General features: G+C 34.4%; 9 protein-coding genes. 4 read left to right on the forward strand and 5 right to left on the reverse strand.

Features of this window, described 5'->3' with window-relative positions; genetic code table 11:
* Nucleotides 1-59: 59 nt before the first annotated feature.
* Both E0F91_RS02750 and E0F91_RS02755 read right to left on the reverse strand, forming a co-directional pair.
* Nucleotides 60-587, reverse strand: a complete 528-nt coding sequence (locus E0F91_RS02750) for a KdsC family phosphatase (RefSeq protein ID WP_132064820.1) — start codon at nucleotides 585-587, stop codon at nucleotides 60-62.
* Nucleotides 571-1,344 (reverse strand): Rossmann-like and DUF2520 domain-containing protein, encoded by a 774-nt coding sequence (locus tag E0F91_RS02755; RefSeq protein WP_132064821.1) that lies wholly within the window; start codon nucleotides 1,342-1,344, stop codon nucleotides 571-573. The genes E0F91_RS02750 and E0F91_RS02755 overlap by 17 nt, the downstream gene beginning before the upstream one ends.
* A gap of 199 nt (nucleotides 1,345-1,543) precedes the next feature.
* On the opposite strand from E0F91_RS02755, the gene E0F91_RS02760 reads away from it, so the two are divergent.
* On the forward strand, nucleotides 1,544-4,750 hold the full coding sequence (locus E0F91_RS02760; protein WP_132064822.1) for a cytochrome c biogenesis protein CcsA: 3,207 nt from the start codon (nucleotides 1,544-1,546) through the stop codon (nucleotides 4,748-4,750).
* Nucleotides 4,751-4,803: 53 nt separating this feature from the next.
* On the opposite strand, the gene E0F91_RS02765 is transcribed toward E0F91_RS02760, so the two are convergent.
* Entirely contained in the window at nucleotides 4,804-5,604 is an 801-nt protein-coding gene (locus tag E0F91_RS02765) for a helix-turn-helix domain-containing protein (protein ID WP_165930078.1), read from the reverse strand.
* Between the two features lie 668 nt (nucleotides 5,605-6,272).
* Here E0F91_RS02765 and E0F91_RS02770 point away from each other — a divergent pair.
* The 3 genes from E0F91_RS02770 (at nucleotide 6,273) to E0F91_RS02780 (ending at nucleotide 16,849) form a co-directional block, all read left to right on the forward strand.
* Nucleotides 6,273-6,743 (forward strand): T9SS type A sorting domain-containing protein, encoded by a 471-nt coding sequence (locus tag E0F91_RS02770; protein ID WP_132064824.1) that lies wholly within the window; start codon nucleotides 6,273-6,275, stop codon nucleotides 6,741-6,743.
* Between the two features lie 417 nt (nucleotides 6,744-7,160).
* Nucleotides 7,161-14,366 carry a beta strand repeat-containing protein gene (locus tag E0F91_RS02775; RefSeq protein WP_132064825.1) on the forward strand — a complete coding sequence of 2,402 codons (7,206 nt, stop codon included), beginning with the start codon at nucleotides 7,161-7,163 and terminating at the stop codon, nucleotides 14,364-14,366.
* Between the two features lie 26 nt (nucleotides 14,367-14,392).
* Nucleotides 14,393-16,849, forward strand: coding sequence for a hypothetical protein (locus E0F91_RS02780; protein WP_132064826.1), 2,457 nt, complete (start codon nucleotides 14,393-14,395; stop codon nucleotides 16,847-16,849).
* Nucleotides 16,850-16,946: 97 nt separating this feature from the next.
* On the opposite strand, the gene E0F91_RS02785 is transcribed toward E0F91_RS02780, so the two are convergent.
* Nucleotides 16,947-17,732 (reverse strand): anti-sigma factor, encoded by a 786-nt coding sequence (locus E0F91_RS02785; RefSeq protein WP_132064827.1) that lies wholly within the window; start codon nucleotides 17,730-17,732, stop codon nucleotides 16,947-16,949.
* A complete protein-coding gene (locus E0F91_RS02790; protein ID WP_132064828.1) occupies nucleotides 17,732-18,262 on the reverse strand; it encodes an RNA polymerase sigma factor in 531 nt (176 codons plus the stop codon). The genes E0F91_RS02785 and E0F91_RS02790 overlap by 1 nt, the downstream gene beginning before the upstream one ends.
* Between the last annotated feature and the right edge of the window lie 165 nt (nucleotides 18,263-18,427).

Genomic DNA, 18,427 nt, shown 5'->3' on the forward strand with positions numbered 1-18,427 from the left:
ATGGGTTATGGGTTTTATCAAAATCTGAAATCAAAAATCTGAAATCAAAAATCGTTAATCTAATCGTGTTTCCCATCAAAATGCACCATCCATTTTCCTTGCGCTTTCATCACTTGTTCAATGACATCTCTTGCAGCACCTTTTCCTCCATTTTTATGCGAAATATATCTTGAGATGCCTTTGATTTCCGGGCTTGCATCTTGAGGGCAAGTTGGTAATCCCACTAATTTCATCACATGATAATCAGGAATATCGTCACCCATATACAAAACGTGCTCTGGATTTATTTTATAAACATCCGTATATTCATTGAAGGTTTCTACTTTATCAGGTGTTCCCAAATAAATATCAGAAATACCAAGATTTTGCAGTCTCACTCGCACGCCTTCATTACTTCCCCCTGAAATAATGCATACATTATAACCACTTTCAACAGCAGCTTTCATTGCATAACCATCCCTGATGTTCATCGTTCTCAGAATTTCTCCTTCATTGGTTACAAAAACAGAACTGTCTGTAAGTACGCCATCGACATCAAAAATAAAAGTAGTGATGTCGTTCATTAATTCTTTATAACTTTTTGCCATTCTCTTGTATTGATTGTGTTAGTGTTTTATAAATTTCATGGTGATTTTCGTTAGCTAAAAAAGCTTCATGAGCTTCAATAGTTGCCGTATCATTTCGTTTTGCAGGACCAGTTTGCGCCTCTTCCGGAGAAAGTACCATTATTTTATTGGCTGTTTCAGCAATTAAAGGTTTCAATATTTCGAAAGGAACTTGGTTTTCCTGGCAAATTTCTTGACCTATTTGGTACAAATGATTTGTGAAATTATTGACAAATACGGCTGCCACGTGCAAAGCTTTTCGTTGTTCTGAATTAATGGCGAAAACTTTTTCAGAAATTGATTTGGCCACTTTATCCAGTAATTGATAATCGGTAGCATTTTCACTTTCCAAACAAATGGGAATGATTTTGAAATCTACAGGTTTATTTTTGGTAAAGGTTTGTAAAGGATAAAAAACGCCTTTACGATTGTCTTCATTCAAAACATTCAAAGGAACACTTCCTGAAGTATGCACGACCAGGCGGTTTTTAAACGGAAGTAGCGACGAAATTGCTTCTATTGCATCATCAGAAATCGCGATAATATACAAGTCCGCCTCCGCCAAAGCGTCTAGATTATTTGTGATCTGTTCCAAATTGATTAGGTGAGAAACACTAGCTGTTTGTCTGGAATACACTTGAATTAACTCGATTTCAGTCCCTGAATTTGGAGCGTTTTGAAATGCTGCAATCAAATGTTGTGCTACATTTCCAGAACCGATAAGTACTACTTTTATCATGTGACAAAATTAGCAAAAAAATATTAAGAGTTTTATTCGAAAATTATCCTTTTAAAAAATTCATGATGCCTTTAAAAAGAGACTTTTTACCGTGTATTGAAGAAGCTTTATTTTGGATTTAATTAACAAATGTCAGAATATAGAAGTCAACATTTTTAAGTACTTTTGTGGCACTTTTACAAAACATAATCCCATAAAAATGGATAAAAAAATATTTTCTTTTTTGTTTTCAACTCGATTAATGGCTTTTTTATTTATTGCTTACGCAGTAGCCATGGCAACCGGAACTTTTATCGAAAGTAAATACAACACCGATACCGCAAAAATTTTAATTTACAATGCATGGTGGTTTGAAGCCATTCACGTCTTTTTCTTAATCAATTTTATTGGGAATATTAAGCGTTACCAGCTATTAAAAAAGGAAAAATGGGCTACTTTATTACTCCATTTGTCTTTTATATTAATTATTGCGGGTGCTTTTGTTACGCGTTACATTAGTTATGAAGGAATGATGCCCATTCGCGAAGGCGCAGCTGAAAACCAAATTTTTTCAGATAAAACCTTTTTGACTGTTTTTGTTGATGGCGAATATAAAGGTGAAATGAAACGTAGGGTTTTTGAAAAGAAAGTATTGCTTTCCCCAGCGACTAATAATAGTTTTAGTATTTCCGAAAAGTTTGCTGATACACCGTTTGAAGTAAAATATGAAAACTTCATAATGGGAGCTAAAGAATACATTAAACCTGATCCAAAGGGAACGGTATTTTTAAAAATTGTAGAAGCGGGCGATGGCGGGCGTCACGAGCATTTCTTGAAAGAGGGTGAAGTACAAAACATCCATAACGTTTTATTTTCTTTAAATAAATATACTGACGGTGCTATAAATATAAATACTACTGGAAGTGCTTACACCATTCAAACGCCTTTTGAAGGAAACTTTATGCGAATGGCAGATAAACTTCAGGGCAAAGTGACTAAAGATAATGTGCAACCCTTAATGATGCGTTCGTTATATAGTATTGGCGAAATGCGATTTGTATTTCCAGATTCTGCAGTGAAAGGAATTGTGGATTATGAATCGGATAATGATTTTAAGGCGAAAAGTCATGAGGATGCGGTAACGGTAAAAGTTATTGCTGACGGTCAAGAAAAAATCGTAACCGTATTAGGTTCCAAAGGTAAAGTAGGAGAGGCCAAAACTGTAAAAATTGGGAATATCGATTACTCTTTTTTCTACGGAAGTAAAGCGTATGTGTTGCCTTTCAAGATAAAATTGAATGATTTTATCGCTCAAAAATATCCAGGAACGGAGAAAAGTTATTCTTCATTTGAAAGTAAAGTAACCGTTGAAGATACTAAACCATTTGATGCCAGAATTTATATGAATAATGTTTTAGATTATGATGGATATCGCTTTTTTCAATCAGGATTTGATCCAGATGAAAAAGGAACAATTCTATCTGTAAATCACGATTTTTGGGGAACTGCTTTAACTTACATTGGTTATTTTATGTTGTATTTTGCAATGATGGCGATAATGTTTACGAAGTATTCTCGTTTTGCTGATATTAAACGCAAACTGGAAGTAGTTAAAACGAAGAAAGCTAAATTGTTGACTATATTAGTGTTGATGTTCAGTTTCAACAGTTTTGCGCAAGAGCAAGAACACAATCACGCAGATCATGAAGGACATGCACATACGGAAGCAGAAGCAGCGCCGGCAACACATGCTAATCATAGCAAAAAAATATTCAGTCAAGATGAACTGAATGATTTGATAACTAAATATAAAGTGCCTGCGGAACATGCGGCAAAATTTGGCAGACTTGTTATTCAAGACGGTGGCGGTAGAATGAAACCTATTAATACATTTTCATCAGAATTGTTGCGTAAAGTAAGTCAAGATGATTCTTATAACGGAATGAATTCTGATCAGGTATTTTTGTCCATGACACAATATGCCAGTTATTGGATAGAGATTCCAATTATCCATTTACGTAGAGGTAACGACAGTATTAGAAAGATTATTGGAGTCGACAAGAAAGCTAAATCAGCACCGTTTGTGGCTTTCTTCGATGCAAAAGGAAATTATAAGCTTTCTAAATATTTAGAAGAAGCCTTCAAAGCTGCAAATCCAAACCAATTTGAAAAGGATTTTATAGAAACCGATAAAAGAGTAAATTTAATGGAATCTGCATTAAGTGGTCGTATTCTTAAAATTTTTCCAATTCCAGAAGATAAAAATAATAAGTGGGTTTCTTATTTAGAACTTAACGAAGCAGGTTTTAAAGGAATGGAAGCAACGTATACTAAAAACGTTCTGCCTTTGTATTTCGGTTCTTTGGCAAACGCTTCAACATCTAACGATTATAAAGCATCGGATGAATTATTGGAAAGTATCAATGGTTTCCAAAAACGTTTTGGTAGCAAAGTAAGACCAAGTGAAGAAAGAATTACATCAGAAGTATTGTATAATAAATATGATGTTTTCAATAAGCTTTTTTATTGGTATGCTTTTGCGGCGATTTTGATGTTGTTTTTTACGATTATGCAAATCTTTAAAGAGCGCAAATTATTAGCTATAGCAGTAAATACAATGCATATTATAATAGGATTATTATTTGTAATGCATACAGTGGGCTTAATTGCGCGTTGGTATATTTCAGGTCACGCACCTTGGAGTAATGCGTATGAATCTATTATTTATATTGCATGGGCTACTATGTTTTTTGGTTTGGCTTTCGACAGAAAATCGAAGCTTACTGTGGCTTCATCAGCTTTTGTAACTGCTATGATTCTTTGGGCTGCGAATCTTAACTGGATTGATCCAGAAATTGCAAATTTGCAACCAGTTTTAAATTCGTATTGGTTGATGATTCACGTTGCAGTAATTGTGGCTAGTTATGGCCCGTTTGCATTAGGATTTATTTTAGGAGCAGTTTCATTGTTGTTGATTTCATTTACAAATGAAAAAAACAAAGTCAAAATGGACTTGAATATTCAGGAAATCACCTATATCAACGAGTTAGCATTAACGATAGGTTTGATAATGTTAACAATTGGAAACTTCCTCGGCGGACAATGGGCTAATGAAAGTTGGGGGCGTTATTGGGGATGGGATCCAAAAGAAACTTGGGCCTTAATTAGTATTATGGTATATGCATTTGTCATTCATGCTCGATTTGTTCCTTCTTTAAGAGGAAAATGGATTTTCAATTTAATGAGCATGTTTGCTTTTATATCTATTTTGTTTACGTATTATGGAGTAAATTTTCACTTGGTAGGATTGCATTCTTATGCAAGTGGTGAAGCACATTCATTGAGCTGGATTTGGTATTCTCTTGGAGCAATTACATTGTTTGGAGCCGTTTCTTATCCAAAATTCAAGAAATATTACAAGAAATAAGATTAGTATAATTTAGATATTAAAAAAGGTTCAACTAGAGTTGAACCTTTTTTTTATTCCTCAAAATCAGCTTTATTTATTTTATAATATTCTAATGGAGATACACCAGCAATTTCTTTAAAACTCGTAAAGAAAGGGTTGTAAGAGGTAAATCCAACCTTTTTTGATAGCGAATCTAACGTGTTATTCTTTAAATAATTTTGTTCAATTTGATTGATCGCATCATGAATGCGAATTACTTTTTTATACTCAGTAAATGAAATGGTTGAGTGATATTTAAATAAATAAGAAAGGTGACTTTTGGGGATTTTTAGGTTGTTTGCTAAGTCTGACATAGTCAAATTAGCATTTCTAAACAATTCAAATTTAAGTGAAATGGATTCAATTTCCTTAATGTAATCAATGATATTTGGATCTATTTTTTCTTTAAGAGCTATATGCTGGTGGTTGTTCAGCTGAATATCAGAATTTTTTTTCCAAATACCATTTATCACTAAAGTATTTTTTTTATTCTCATTGATCTTTTGGTGAAGCACACTATAGCCGTAAAGAATTTCTGGAGAACGTAATATTTTAAATAAAATAGTTAACCAAATCAATGCTGATATCCATTGATAGCTGTGTCCTCTAATACTTTCATCAAAATATATTTCCATTGAAATTGATATAAATAGTCTAGATATTGTGAGTATAAGTCCAATAAATAAATAAAGTGTCCAGTTATTTATTAATTTATTTTGTTTCTGAATCACTTTTATATCTCCTTTTCTAGTCCAAATAGTATTTCTTAACAGCCGATAACATAAAATAACATACGTGATAGAAAACATAAAAAAAAATCCATATGTGATCATTTCTATATGTTTTGAATCAAGATCAAAATAATCTCGATTTATAGTAAATAGAAATAGCGCTACGGGGAATACGAAATGTAAAATCTCTTTTGAATTTAGTTTTCTGTTATTTTCAGATAAATTTTTAAAGTACAGATAGCAAATTGGAATTACTACTAGGGAGAAATTAGAATATTTGAAATAAGTAGCTCTAAAATTGGAATCGAAAATAAAATTGGTCAATCCAGATAAGAAAAAACGTAATGATATGATCAGTATAAATAGAATAATGTACAAGTTCATTATTCTATTGGATTTATAATTTGTAAAAATTAAAAAAGTAGTTATTAATCCTATTAATCCAGTAATTACGAAAAGTAGATTTGAAAGCATTTTTGTTAATTTTTTCTAAAATTTAAAATTACAATTTTTTTTTAAAGTTGAATAATTTAGTTGCTATATATTGAAAATATACCAAAGTTACATTAGGATGCTCTCTTTTAAAAAGAATAGTTCTCTCCTGTAATTTTAATAATTTCAATTAGTTACGCTGTTTTTTATCTCTACTTTATATTTTTAGAGTTACTAAAAACTGAAAAGTTATTACTAATCAGCTACATTTCTGTTTAAATGCATTTTTTATCGATGAAATACATTATTTTAAATTAATATTGTTTAAAATTAATTTCATGAGGTACTTACTTATATTTTTTACAGTCACCTTTCATGGACAAGTTTTACACCATCAAATGTTATCATCTCAAGGTGTGTCTAAAATTTTGTCAGATGGAACGGTAATATCTCAAACAATCGGACAGCAAAGTCTCAATGGAACTTCAAATAAGGACTATGTTGTAATGCAAGGTTTTCAACAAAGCTTTTGGGGAAAATACATTGCTTTAAATACAGTAGAAACAATTAAAACGATAACGTTTCCTAATCCATTTATTCAAACAGTGAACTTTGAATTTTCAAAAGTCATTACAGAGGATATACATATTACTGTATTTGATTTAGGCGGTCGGTTGGTATTTGAACAAACAAAAAAAGCGGATGATTTAGTATTAACTATTACACTTCCTTTTTTACCTAGCTCAGAATATTTAGTTCGATTAAACACTTCAAGTTTTACGCATTTCACTAAAATCATCAAAATATGATAAAAAAATACCTTTTTTTTATTGCTCTAATCGTAACATCTCAAGTTTTTTTTAAAAGGTTTTACCTGAATTTTGAAAATAATTTGAATACTGACATCTCTCAAACTTCATTTGCAGCCTCAAGTACTGGTACCTGTATTTTCTTTATTAATTTTATTATATAGATCTAAAAAATCCATCAAATCAGGCTAGATGTAATTCGTTTTTTTCTTGTTTTTAATCATTTCTCAATAAAAAGCAATGATTTAATTTCATTGGAATTGATAGTATCAACCCCGTATTTAAGAAAAGGAATAAGCGCATAAAGTTACTTACGTTGTACAACTATTTTTGCAGAAATTAACGTATAATTTACAATACCAAGAAATATAATCATGTACACTAATTGAAATTCATTTTACTAAAAAATATTGAACCATGAAAAAAATAATTTTATTTTTTATGTTTTTTTTATGCGCTAAGAGTTTTGCGCAAACCAAGGGGATAACTTATCAAGCTTTAATTCTAAATCCATCTGAAGGAAAAGTTTCATCTGCAACTAATGTAAATTCACCTTTAGTGAGTAAGAATATTTGCATGCTATTTAAATTTGTTGATGAGTTTTCAAATGTCGAGTATCAAGAGTTTATTAGAACGAAAACTGATCCATACGGGATGGTGAATTTAATCATTGGATCTGGAACACAAACCGCAGGATATTCAACTTCTTTCGAAAAAATTTCTTGGGATTCATTAGAAAAGAATTTAGTAGTTGGGATAAGTTTTAGTGGTGATTGTTCTTCATTTACAGAAATAAGTAATCAACCTTTTAGTTCTGTTCCTTTTGCTTATTCGTCATTAAATGCTGTGAATGTCACAGGTGTTGTAGCTTTAGAAAATGGGGGTACAAATGCGACTACAATTGTTGGTGCTAAAACTAATTTGAGACTTGAAAATGTAGATAACACTACAGATTTCAATAAACCAATTAGTACAGCTACAGCAATAGCTTTGAATTTAAAAGAGGATACAATTAACAAAAGTACGAATGTAACTTTAGATGGGAATTCAGATAATAAATATCCAACTGTAAAATCTGTTAAAAAATATGTAGACTCTAGTGTTTCCTTCAATTTATCAGGTTTAACGAATGAGATTTCCAGAGCAACTTTAGCTGAAAATACAATCGCTGCGAATTTAAGTACTGAAGTAAACCGAGCCACTACTGCTGAAGCAACGAAAGAAGATGCTGTAAATAAAAGTACAGATGGAACATTTACTTCAAATTCAGATGTGAAATTCCCAACAGAAAAAGCGACAAAAACATATGTAGACGCAAGTGCTTCATCGAATTCATTAGCTTTAACGAATGAGATTTCTAGAGCGACTTTAGCGGAAAATACAATCGTTAGTAATTTGGCTACAGAAACCGAAAGAGCGACTTTAGTGGAAACTACTTTAGCAACGAATTTAACTGCGGAAGTAACTAGAGCAACTGCTGCCGAAGCTACAAAAGAAGATGTCTCGAATAAAAGTACAGACGGAAGTTTTACTTCGAATTCAGATGTGAAATTCCCAACAGAAAAAGCGACAAAAACATATGTGGATGCAAGTTCATCTTCAAATTCTGTGGCTTTAACGAATGAGATTTCTAGAGCAACTTTAGCTGAAAATACAATCACTAGCAATTTGCTTTCAGAAACCGAAAGAGCGACTTTAGCAGAAACGACAAATGCAACTGCAATTGCTTCGGAAGCAAACCGTGCAACTTTAGCGGAAACTACTTTAGCAACGAATTTAAATGCGGAAGTAAACAGAGCAACTTCTGCTGAAGCAACGAAAGAAGATTCCTCAAATAAAAGCACGGACGGAAGTTTTGGTTCGAATTCAGATGTGAAATTCCCAACAGAAAAAGCGACAAAAACCTACGTTGATGCAAGTTCATCTTCAAATTCTGTGGCTTTAACGAATGAGATTTCTAGAGCCACTTTAGCTGAAAATACAATCGCTACGAATTTGGTTTCAGAAACCGAAAGAGCGACTTTAGCAGAAACGACAAATACTACTGCAATTACTTCGGAAGCAAATCGCGCCACTTTAGCGGAAACTACTTTAGCAACGAATTTAAGTATTGAAGTAAACCGAGCAACTGTTGCTGAAGCTACAAAAGAAGATATAGCAAATAAAAGTACAGACGGAAGTTTTACTTCAAATTCAGATGTGAAATTCCCAACAGAAAAAGCGACAAAAACCTATGTGGATGCAAGTTCATCTTCAAATTCTTTGGCTTTAACGAATGAGATTTCTAGAGCGACTTTAGCGGAAAACACAATTGCTACTAATTTGGTGTCAGAAACCGAAAGAGCGACTTTAGCAGAATCGACAAATGCAACTGCAATTACTTCGGAAGCAAACCGTGCAACTTTGGCAGAAACTACTTTAACTACGAATTTAACTGCGGAAGTAAATCGAGCCACTACTGCTGAAGCAACGAAAGAAGATGCTTTGAATAAAAGTACAGACGGAAGTTTTACTTCGAATTCAGATGTGAAATTCCCAACAGAAAAAGCGACAAAAACCTACGTTGATGCAAGTTCATCTTCAAATTCTTTGGCTTTAACGAATGAGATTTCTAGAGCGACTTTGGCGGAAAATGCAATCGCTAGTAATTTGGTTTCAGAAACCGAAAGAGCGACTTTAGCAGAATCGACAAATACTACTGCAATTGCTTCGGAAGTAAACCGTGCGACTTTAGCAGAAACTACTTTAGCAACGAATTTAAGTGCGGAAGTAAATCGAGCCACTACTGCTGAAGCAACGAAAGAAGATGCTGTGAATAAAAGTACAGACGGAAGTTTTACTTCGAATTCAGATGTGAAATTCCCAACAGAAAAAGCGACAAAAACCTACGTTGATGCAAGTTCATCTTCAAATTCTTTGGCTTTAACGAATGAGATTTCTAGAGCGACTTTAGCGGAAAATGCAATCGCTAGTAATTTGGTTTCAGAAACCGAAAGAGCGACTTTGGCAGAAACGACAAATACTACTGCAATTGCTTCGGAAGTAAACCGTGCGACTTTAGCAGAAACTACTTTAGCAACGAATTTAAGTACTGAAGTAAACCGAGCTACTACTGCTGAAGCAACGAAAGAAGATGCTGTAAATAAAAGTACAGATGGAACATTTACATCGAATTCAGATGTGAAATTCCCAACAGAAAAAGCAACAAAAACCTATGTGGATGCATCAGCTTCTTCAAATTCTGTGGCTTTAACGAATGAGATTTCTAGAGCCACTTTAGCGGAAAATACAATCGCTAGTAATTTGGTTTCAGAAACCGAAAGAGCGACTTTAGCGGAAGCGAATAATGCAACTGCAATTACTTCGGAAGTAAACCGTGCAACTTTGGCAGAAACTACTTTAGCAACGAATTTAAGTACTGAAGTAAACCGAGCCACTACTGCTGAAGCAACGAAAGAAGATGCTGTAAATAAAAGTACAGATGGAACTTTTACATCAAATTCAGATTTAAAATTCCCAACTGTAAAAGCAACAAAAACGTATGTAGACGCAAGTGCTTCATCGAATTCATTAGCTTTAACGAATGAGATTTCTCGAGCGACTTTGGCGGAAAACACAATTGCTACTAATTTGGTGTCAGAAACCGAAAGAGCGACTTTAGCAGAATCGACAAATGCAACTGCAATTACTTCGGAAGCAAACCGTGCAACTTTGGCAGAAACTACTTTAGCTACGAATTTAAATGCGGAAGTAAACAGAGCAACTTCTGCTGAAGCAACGAAAGAAGATTCCTCAAATAAAAGCACGGACGGAAGTTTTGCTTCGAATTCAGATGTGAAATTCCCAACAGAAAAAGCGACAAAAACATATGTAGACGCAAGTGCTTCATCGAATTCATTAGCTTTAACGAATGAGATTTCTAGAGCCACTTTAGCGGAAAATACAATCGCCAGTAATTTGGCTACAGAAACCGAAAGAGCGACTTTAGCAGAAACGACAAATGCAACTGCAATTACTTCGGAAGTAAATCGTGCGATTTTAGCGGAAACTACTTTAGCAACCAATTTAAGTACTGAAGTAAACCGAGCCACTGCTGTTGAAGCGACTAAAGAAGATGCTGTAAATAAAAGTACAGATGGAACATTTACTTCAAATTCAGATGTGAAATTCCCAACAGAAAAAGCGACAAAAACCTACGTTGATGCAAGTTCATCTTCAAATTCTGTGGCTTTAACGAATGAGATTTCTAGAGCGACTTTAGCGGAAAATGCAATCGCTAGTAATTTGGTTTCAGAAACCGAAAGAGCGACTTTAGCGGAAGCGAATAATGCAACTGCAATTACTTCGGAAGTAAACCGTGCAACTTTGGCAGAAACTACTTTAGCAACGAATTTAAGTACTGAAGTAAACCGAGCCACTACTGCTGAAGCAACGAAAGAAGATGCTGTAAATAAAAGTACAGATGGAACTTTTACATCAAATTCAGATTTAAAATTCCCAACAGAAAAAGCGACAAAAACCTACGTTGATGCAAGTTCATCTTCAAATTCTGTGGCTTTAACGAATGAGATTTCTAGAGCGACTTTAGCTGAAAATACAATCGCTAGCAATTTGGTTTCAGAAACCGAAAGAGCGACTTTAGCAGAAACGACAAATACTACTGCAATTACTTCGGAAGTAAATCGTGCGATTTTAGCGGAAACTACTTTAGCAACGAATTTAACTGCGGAAGTAACTAGAGCAACTGCTGCCGAAGCTACAAAAGAAGATACAGCAAATAAAAGTACAGACGGAAGTTTTACTTCAAATTCAGATGTGAAATTCCCAACTGAAAAAGCAACAAAAACCTACGTTGATGCAAGTGCATCTTCAAATTCTGTGGCTTTAACAAATGAGATTTCTAGAGCCACTTTAGCGGAAAATACAATCGCTAGTAATTTGGTTTCAGAAACCGAAAGAGCGACTTTAGCTGAAACGACTTTAGCAACGAATTTAACTGCGGAAGTAACTAGAGCAACTGCTGCCGAAGCTACAAAAGAAGATGCCTCGAATAAAAGCACAGACGGAAGTTTTACATCAAATTCAGATGTGAAATTCCCAACAGAAAAAGCGACAAAAACCTATGTGGACGCAAGTGCTTCATCCAATTCTTTGGCTTTAACGAATGAGATTTCTAGAGCCACTTTAGCTGAAAATACAATCGCTGCGAATTTGCTTTCAGAAACCGAAAGAGCGACTTTAGCGGAAGCGAATAATGCAACTGCAATTACTTCGGAAGTAAACCGTGCAACTTTGGCAGAAACTACTTTAGCAACGAATTTAAGTACTGAAGTAAACCGGGCTACTGTTGCTGAAGCTACAAAAGAAGATACAGCAAATAAAAGTACAGACGGAAGTTTTACATCAAATTCAGATGTGAAGTTCCCAACTGAAAAAGCAACAAAAACGTATGTAGACGCAAGTTCATCTTCAAATTCTTTGGCTTTAACGAATGAGATTTCTAGAGCCACTTTAGCTGAAAATACAATCACTAGCAATTTGGTTTCAGAAACTGAAAGAGCAACTTCAGCAGAAACGACAAATGCAACTGCAATTACTTCCGAAACTAATCGCGCCACTTTAGCAGAAACTATTTTAGTAACGAATTTAAGTACTGAAGTAAACCGAGCTACTACTGCTGAAGCAACGAAAGAAGATGCTGTAAATAAAAGTACAGACGGAAGTTTTAATTCGAATTCAGATGTGAAATTCCCAACAGAAAAAGCGACAAAAACGTATGTCGACGCAAGTGCTTCATCCAATTCTTTGGCTTTAACGAATGAGATTTCTAGAGCCACTTTAGCTGAAAATACAATCGCTGCGAATTTGCTTTCAGAAACCGAAAGAGCGACTTTAGCGGAAGCGAATAATGCAACTGCAATTACTTCGGAAGTAAACCGTGCAACTTTGGCAGAAACTACTTTAGCAACGAATTTAAGTACTGAAGTAAACCGAGCTACTGTTGCTGAAGCTACAAAAGAAGATACAGCAAATAAAAGTACAGACGGAAGTTTTACTTCGAATTCAGATGTGAAGTTCCCAACTGAAAAAGCAACAAAAACGTATGTAGACGCAAGTTCATCTTCAAATTCTGTAGCTTTAACAAATGAGATTTCTAGAGCAACTTTAGCGGAAAATACAATCGCTAGTAATTTGGTGTCAGAAACCGAAAGAGCGACTTTAGCTGAAACTACTTTAGCAACGAATTTAACTGCGGAAGTAACTAGAGCAACTGCTGCCGAAGCTACAAAAGAAGATGCCTCGAATAAAAGCACAGACGGAAGTTTTACATCAAATTCAGATGTGAAATTCCCAACAGAAAAAGCGACAAAAACATATGTGGACGGAACGACTGTAACAGCTTCGACCGCTTTAACCACAGAAATAAACAGAGCTACAACCGCTGAAAATACGATTACTGTAAATTTGGTTGCTGAAACAAATAGAGCAACTTCAGCAGAAACGACTTTAGCCACTAATTTAACAACATCAATTTCCATGTTCCATGCTTTATTAGATTTAAAAGCATCTGTGGAATCCCCAACATTCACCGGAACGGTTTCTGGAGTTACAGCTGCAATGGTTGGATTAGAAAATGTGAACAATACAAGTGATGCAGACAAACCCGTTTCTGCAGCGACGCAAACGGCATTGGAAACAAAAGCGAATTTAGAGTCTCCACATTTAACAGGAACACCCTTGGCCCTGACCGCTATAGCAGGAACTAACACAACACAAATTGCTACAACTGAATTTGTAACTGATGCTATTACAACGGTAAGTACAAATACAAGTACAAATTTTGTTAATTTAACAACGAATCAAACTATTGCGGGAACTAAAAATTTCACATCAGATGCGACTATTAATGGAGTTACGGTTGGAAGAGGTAAGTTCAATGAGAATTCAAATACAGCAGTTGGATTAGGGGCTTTGGAAGCTAATGCCGGTTACGCAAATACCGGAATAGGTAGAGGAGCTTTAGCATTAAATGATAGTGGAAATGGAAATACTGCACTTGGTTATATAGCATTGTCTAATAGTAAATCTGGTGTCGATAATGTTTCCATAGGAGGTTCAAGTTTGTTAAAAAATATTTCCGGTTCTCAAAATACTGCAATTGGTAATCGTGCAGATGTTGCTTCTGATGGAATTACAAATTCAGTTGCGATTGGTGCGAATGCTATTGTTACGGCATCTAATACAATTCAATTAGGTTCCGATGGAAGTGGTTCTCAAACTGCGGTAACTAATGTAAATACAAGTGCCATAATTACTGCTATTGGATATAAAATACCAAGTGGTACAGCGTCTCAATATTTAATGGCTAATGGTACTATTTCAACTGGAGCCATACCATTACAAGAGATAGCTGATGAATTTACCGCAACTGAATCAGTGATAAATTTCATTTTGTCTCAGACACCATCTGTAAATAGTAAAGTAAAAATGTATGTAAATGGTATTCGAATTAGTAACGCTGCATATAGTTGGACTGGAACTGCATTAACTTATATTCCTGCTAACAATGGTTCCTATTCATTATCCGTAAATGATAGAATTCAATTTGATTATTTTTATTAATAAATAACTTTCAATATAGGTATATCATGGGATTTTATAAAAAAATATTTATCTTTATTTTGATTGTTGCTGGTTTTGAAGGGTATTCTCAAAACACGTTAGACAAATTAGGGCTTACGAGTGCTACGCCTGCGGCAGGAGCTTATAGTTTGAGGAAATTAAGCAGCTCTTACGCTGGTAATGCCATACAGGTAAGACGTAGTACCGATAATACTACTCAAGATATCGGTTTTGATGGTAATGGAGATATGGACACTGCCGCATTGTTGACTTTTGTCGGTGCAAATAATGGTTTCGTGACTATTTGGTACGATCAAAGTGGGAATGGAAACAATGCCATTCAAAATACACTAATAAATCAACCAAAAATTAGTACTTCTGGAGTTATTGAAAGATTAAACGGATTACCAACAATACTTTTCTCAGGATCACAATTTTTAGTAGTGACATCCACTGCATTCAATAATGATTTGACTGGTTGTCTGGTTTATAAAGCCTTAAATTCAAATACAAGTAGTGGAGGTGCTAATACTTGGTATAGAATGAACGGTATATTTGGTTCTGAGCAGCCTGGTGGCACTACAGACTTTGCATATGGTATTTACAATAATAAATTTACTGCAGGAAACGGGTCGTCAGATAATTCTGTGGCAGGAAGTACAATTGTAAATGACAATACCACTCGGATACATTCTTGGACCAGAAATAGATCTAATGGACAAATATTTTTATACTCTAACGGAGCAATTGATGGCACTGCAAATCGTAACAGTGGAACATTTTCAGCGGTGACATCAGTAGCTATTGGTGCCAATCAGACTTTTAGTGGAGGACAAGTATTTTATAATGGTAACGTGAGTGAGTTAATCTTGTTTTCAACGGTATTAACCGCACCTCGCCAGACAATTGAATCTAAACAAGGGATTTACTACGGTGTGTGTACTTTGGCAACTCAACCAAGCGCTAACAACCAGTCAGTTACATTGGGAGGAACGCCTACTACTCTAAGTGTGTTGTCTGGCGATCCTGACACAACATACCAGTGGTACAGCAATACTGTGAAGTCAAATACTGGTGGATTACTTCTTTTAGGAGAAACCAATACGAGTTATACGCCAAATACCGCTGTAGAGGGAACTCAATATTACTATGCTGTTGTTTCTTCCGCAACCACCATTTGCAATAGTAATGTTTCTGGATATGTTCGTGTAGGTATTGAAATTACTACTCAACCAGCCAATTTTAATCAAACAATAATTCAAAATAGTTCCGTAAGTAGTTTAAACATTGTAGCTACCGGTAATAGTATAACTTACCAATGGTATAAAAACTTAAGTATTAGCAATACTGGTGGAACATTAATTACTGGTGCCACTGCAAGTTCTTACGTACCTCTAAGTACTGATTTAGGAACAACTTATTACTACGTTGTGGTTTCTGGAAACAATACTGTTTTAGTAAGCAATCCATCAGGAGCTATAAAGATTACTACAACTCCCGTAATTTGGAATGGACCAACTATAACTTTTAGTAAAGCGAACTATGCCGATTATACTTTAGAACAGAATCAAGATGTTATTACGAGTACAGTTAAGTTAACCAGGGCAGATCAGCAAGGCTTATTTAACATTGCTACAGAAAGTTGGTTTGGAGGACTTTCTCCATCAAACACGGAATGGGCAGAGGGTTTATTGATAAACTATGCAAATTTAACTTATACAAATTGGCAACAAGCAGTTAATTACAATGCCGTAAATAGCATCAATAAAACATATGTCGTGCATTTGATTAATGAGAATATTTTTTTAGAATTAACAATACTTGCATGGACTTCGGGAGCGAGTGGGGGTGGATTTACGTATTCCAGAACTACAGCGTGTGTACCGCCCTCAGAGCCTATAGCAAATAATCAAAGTTTTAATTCTCCGGCTACCATTGCAGATTTGGTTGCAACAGGAACTAACATTAAATGGTATTTGGCTAGTTTAGGAGGAAGTCCTTTGGTTTCCTCAGTTGGTTTAACTTCAGCAACTTACTACGTTACACAAACAGTAAATAACTGTGAAAGTGCTAGAAAACCAATTGCAGTAACTATTGTAAGCTGTTTAGAACCAATAATTAGCAATTTTAATGACAGTACTAAAACCTACTATGATTCAAATTATACTGTTGTAGCGCCTTTTAGTAACAGTTCTGGGATTTTCACTTATACGAGTAGTAATCCATCAGTAGCAACAATTAGTGGGACTACGGTAAATATTATAGGTTCAGGAAGTACCACAATTAGTGCTACTCAGGACGCTAACGGAATTTATTGTTCAGGCAGTGCTACCGCTACTTTAATTGTAAATACTGTTTCAGTACTTACTAATAACGGTCAAATAACCAATAGTAATCCAAATTATGTAAACAAAAATGGTGCTGCAGGAAGTAATAGTGGGGTAAGTGCGAACGGTCAAGCAAAAGTAACTAAATCCAATTAAAATTTTAATTATCTGAAAAGAGGTAAATTCTTTCCATAAAAAAAGGTTCAACTTTGCGGTGCGGTTGAACCTTTTTATTGTCTAAGAAAATATGTTTTTACACTTTTCCTAACGTATATAATTGCTCCATTGTAGGAGTTAAACTTCCGCCTTTAGGCTCAAGTGTAATTCCAAATGCTTCTGCTTCATTAGCATTATTTACAGCAAATAATTTTTGTTCATTTACATCAAAGTCTTCCAATAATCCAATGCTGGTAGGAGTCAATGGGCTTAATTTTAAGGCCCAAACTTGATACACCATTCCTTCTGGTGGTTCTGGTAAACCAGCAGCGTCAATGTAAACGACTTTCGTATCTTGATTCCAATACACTTTAGCCGAAGATTCCGGAGCAATTGCCTGTCCACCAAGGGCCACAACCGTATTTTTAATATCCCTAACAACCGCTAAACTGGTTTCATTAGCCGAATTTTTCAATTTTAATACATTAAACTCTTTCTCTAATTTTGCTTTTTCATTTTCAGTATTGGCGACTTGCGTTGACGTCTGATTCAACTGATTGTATTGGTAACCAATACCCACCAATAATAACACAGCTGCGGCCCACCCAATGTATTGAGACCTGTTTTTAGTAGGTTCTAATTGTATGACTTCGGCATGTTTTAGCTCTAATTTCTCTTTAATTTTTTCGAAATTAGCTACCGAATGAAATGGTGAAAAACTAGATGATAGTGCAATAATTGCTTTTTCAATTGCTATAATTTCTGCATTTATTTCCGGGTTGGTTTTTGCCATAGCTGTAACTTCCTCGTTTTCGGTTTCACTTAATAAACCGTAAACATAAAGTTCCAGAATTCCTGATTCAATATATTCTTTTGTTTCCATTATACTTTCAAATAATTTCGTAGATCATTAATACAATTTCTATTTTGTGTTTTTACCGTTCCTAAAGGAATTGCCAACTCGTCCGAAGCTTCTTGTTGGGTGTAGCCTTTGAAAAACAGTAAATCAATTATTTGTATACATTTTGGTTTCAGTCTTTTTACAAATTCCTGTAAACCTATAGTATCCACCTTGTCCGATAGTTTAGAACTGTCTTCAAAATGATTTACGAAATTATCAGTAGAAAGGTTTTTTTGACTGTTATTAAAGTTTTTAGAACGCAGTTTATCAATAGAAGTATTTCTGGCAATATTGAGAATCCAAGTATAAAATCTCCCCTTGCTTTCATGGTAGGAATCAATGTTCTTCCATATTTTAACAAACACCTCTTGTAGGACGTCTTCGGCTTCTTCTCTGTTTTTTACAAGCACATTGATAACTGAAAATAAACTTTTGGAATACATATCATATAAATGTGTAAATGCCCTTTCGTCTTTCTTGTAAACTAATACTAATAACTCTTCTTGACTCATATCTTATTGTTTTTCTATTACAAACTTATACATTCTTATTTAAAAATATTCAATTTTAACGAATTCAAGATAGTAAAATAAATAAACTAAAAATAATTGTATTTTTTTTAAGAACTTAAGGTACTGATTTATTGATGATTAAAAATTAAATTGTTTTTTTTTAAG

It is taken from the genome of Flavobacterium sandaracinum, from assembly GCF_004349135.1.
Classification (GTDB): Bacteria; Bacteroidota; Bacteroidia; order Flavobacteriales; family Flavobacteriaceae; genus Flavobacterium; species Flavobacterium sandaracinum.

Excerpts from the sequence above, each read along its gene's own strand:
- E0F91_RS02750 (WP_132064820.1), bottom strand. The coding sequence starts at position 587 with ATGGCAAAAAGTTATAAAGAATTAATGAACGACATCACTACTTTTATT.
- E0F91_RS02755 (WP_132064821.1), bottom strand. The coding sequence starts at position 1,344 with ATGATAAAAGTAGTACTTATCGGTTCTGGAAATGTAGCACAACATTTG.
- E0F91_RS02760 (WP_132064822.1), top strand. The coding sequence starts at position 1,544 with ATGGATAAAAAAATATTTTCTTTTTTGTTTTCAACTCGATTAATGGCT.
- E0F91_RS02765 (WP_165930078.1), bottom strand. The coding sequence starts at position 5,604 with ATGATCACATATGGATTTTTTTTTATGTTTTCTATCACGTATGTTATT.
- E0F91_RS02770 (WP_132064824.1), top strand. The coding sequence starts at position 6,273 with ATGAGGTACTTACTTATATTTTTTACAGTCACCTTTCATGGACAAGTT.
- E0F91_RS02775 (WP_132064825.1), top strand. The coding sequence starts at position 7,161 with ATGAAAAAAATAATTTTATTTTTTATGTTTTTTTTATGCGCTAAGAGT.
- E0F91_RS02780 (WP_132064826.1), top strand. The coding sequence starts at position 14,393 with ATGGGATTTTATAAAAAAATATTTATCTTTATTTTGATTGTTGCTGGT.
- E0F91_RS02785 (WP_132064827.1), bottom strand. The coding sequence starts at position 17,732 with ATGGAAACAAAAGAATATATTGAATCAGGAATTCTGGAACTTTATGTT.
- E0F91_RS02790 (WP_132064828.1), bottom strand. The coding sequence starts at position 18,262 with ATGAGTCAAGAAGAGTTATTAGTATTAGTTTACAAGAAAGACGAAAGG.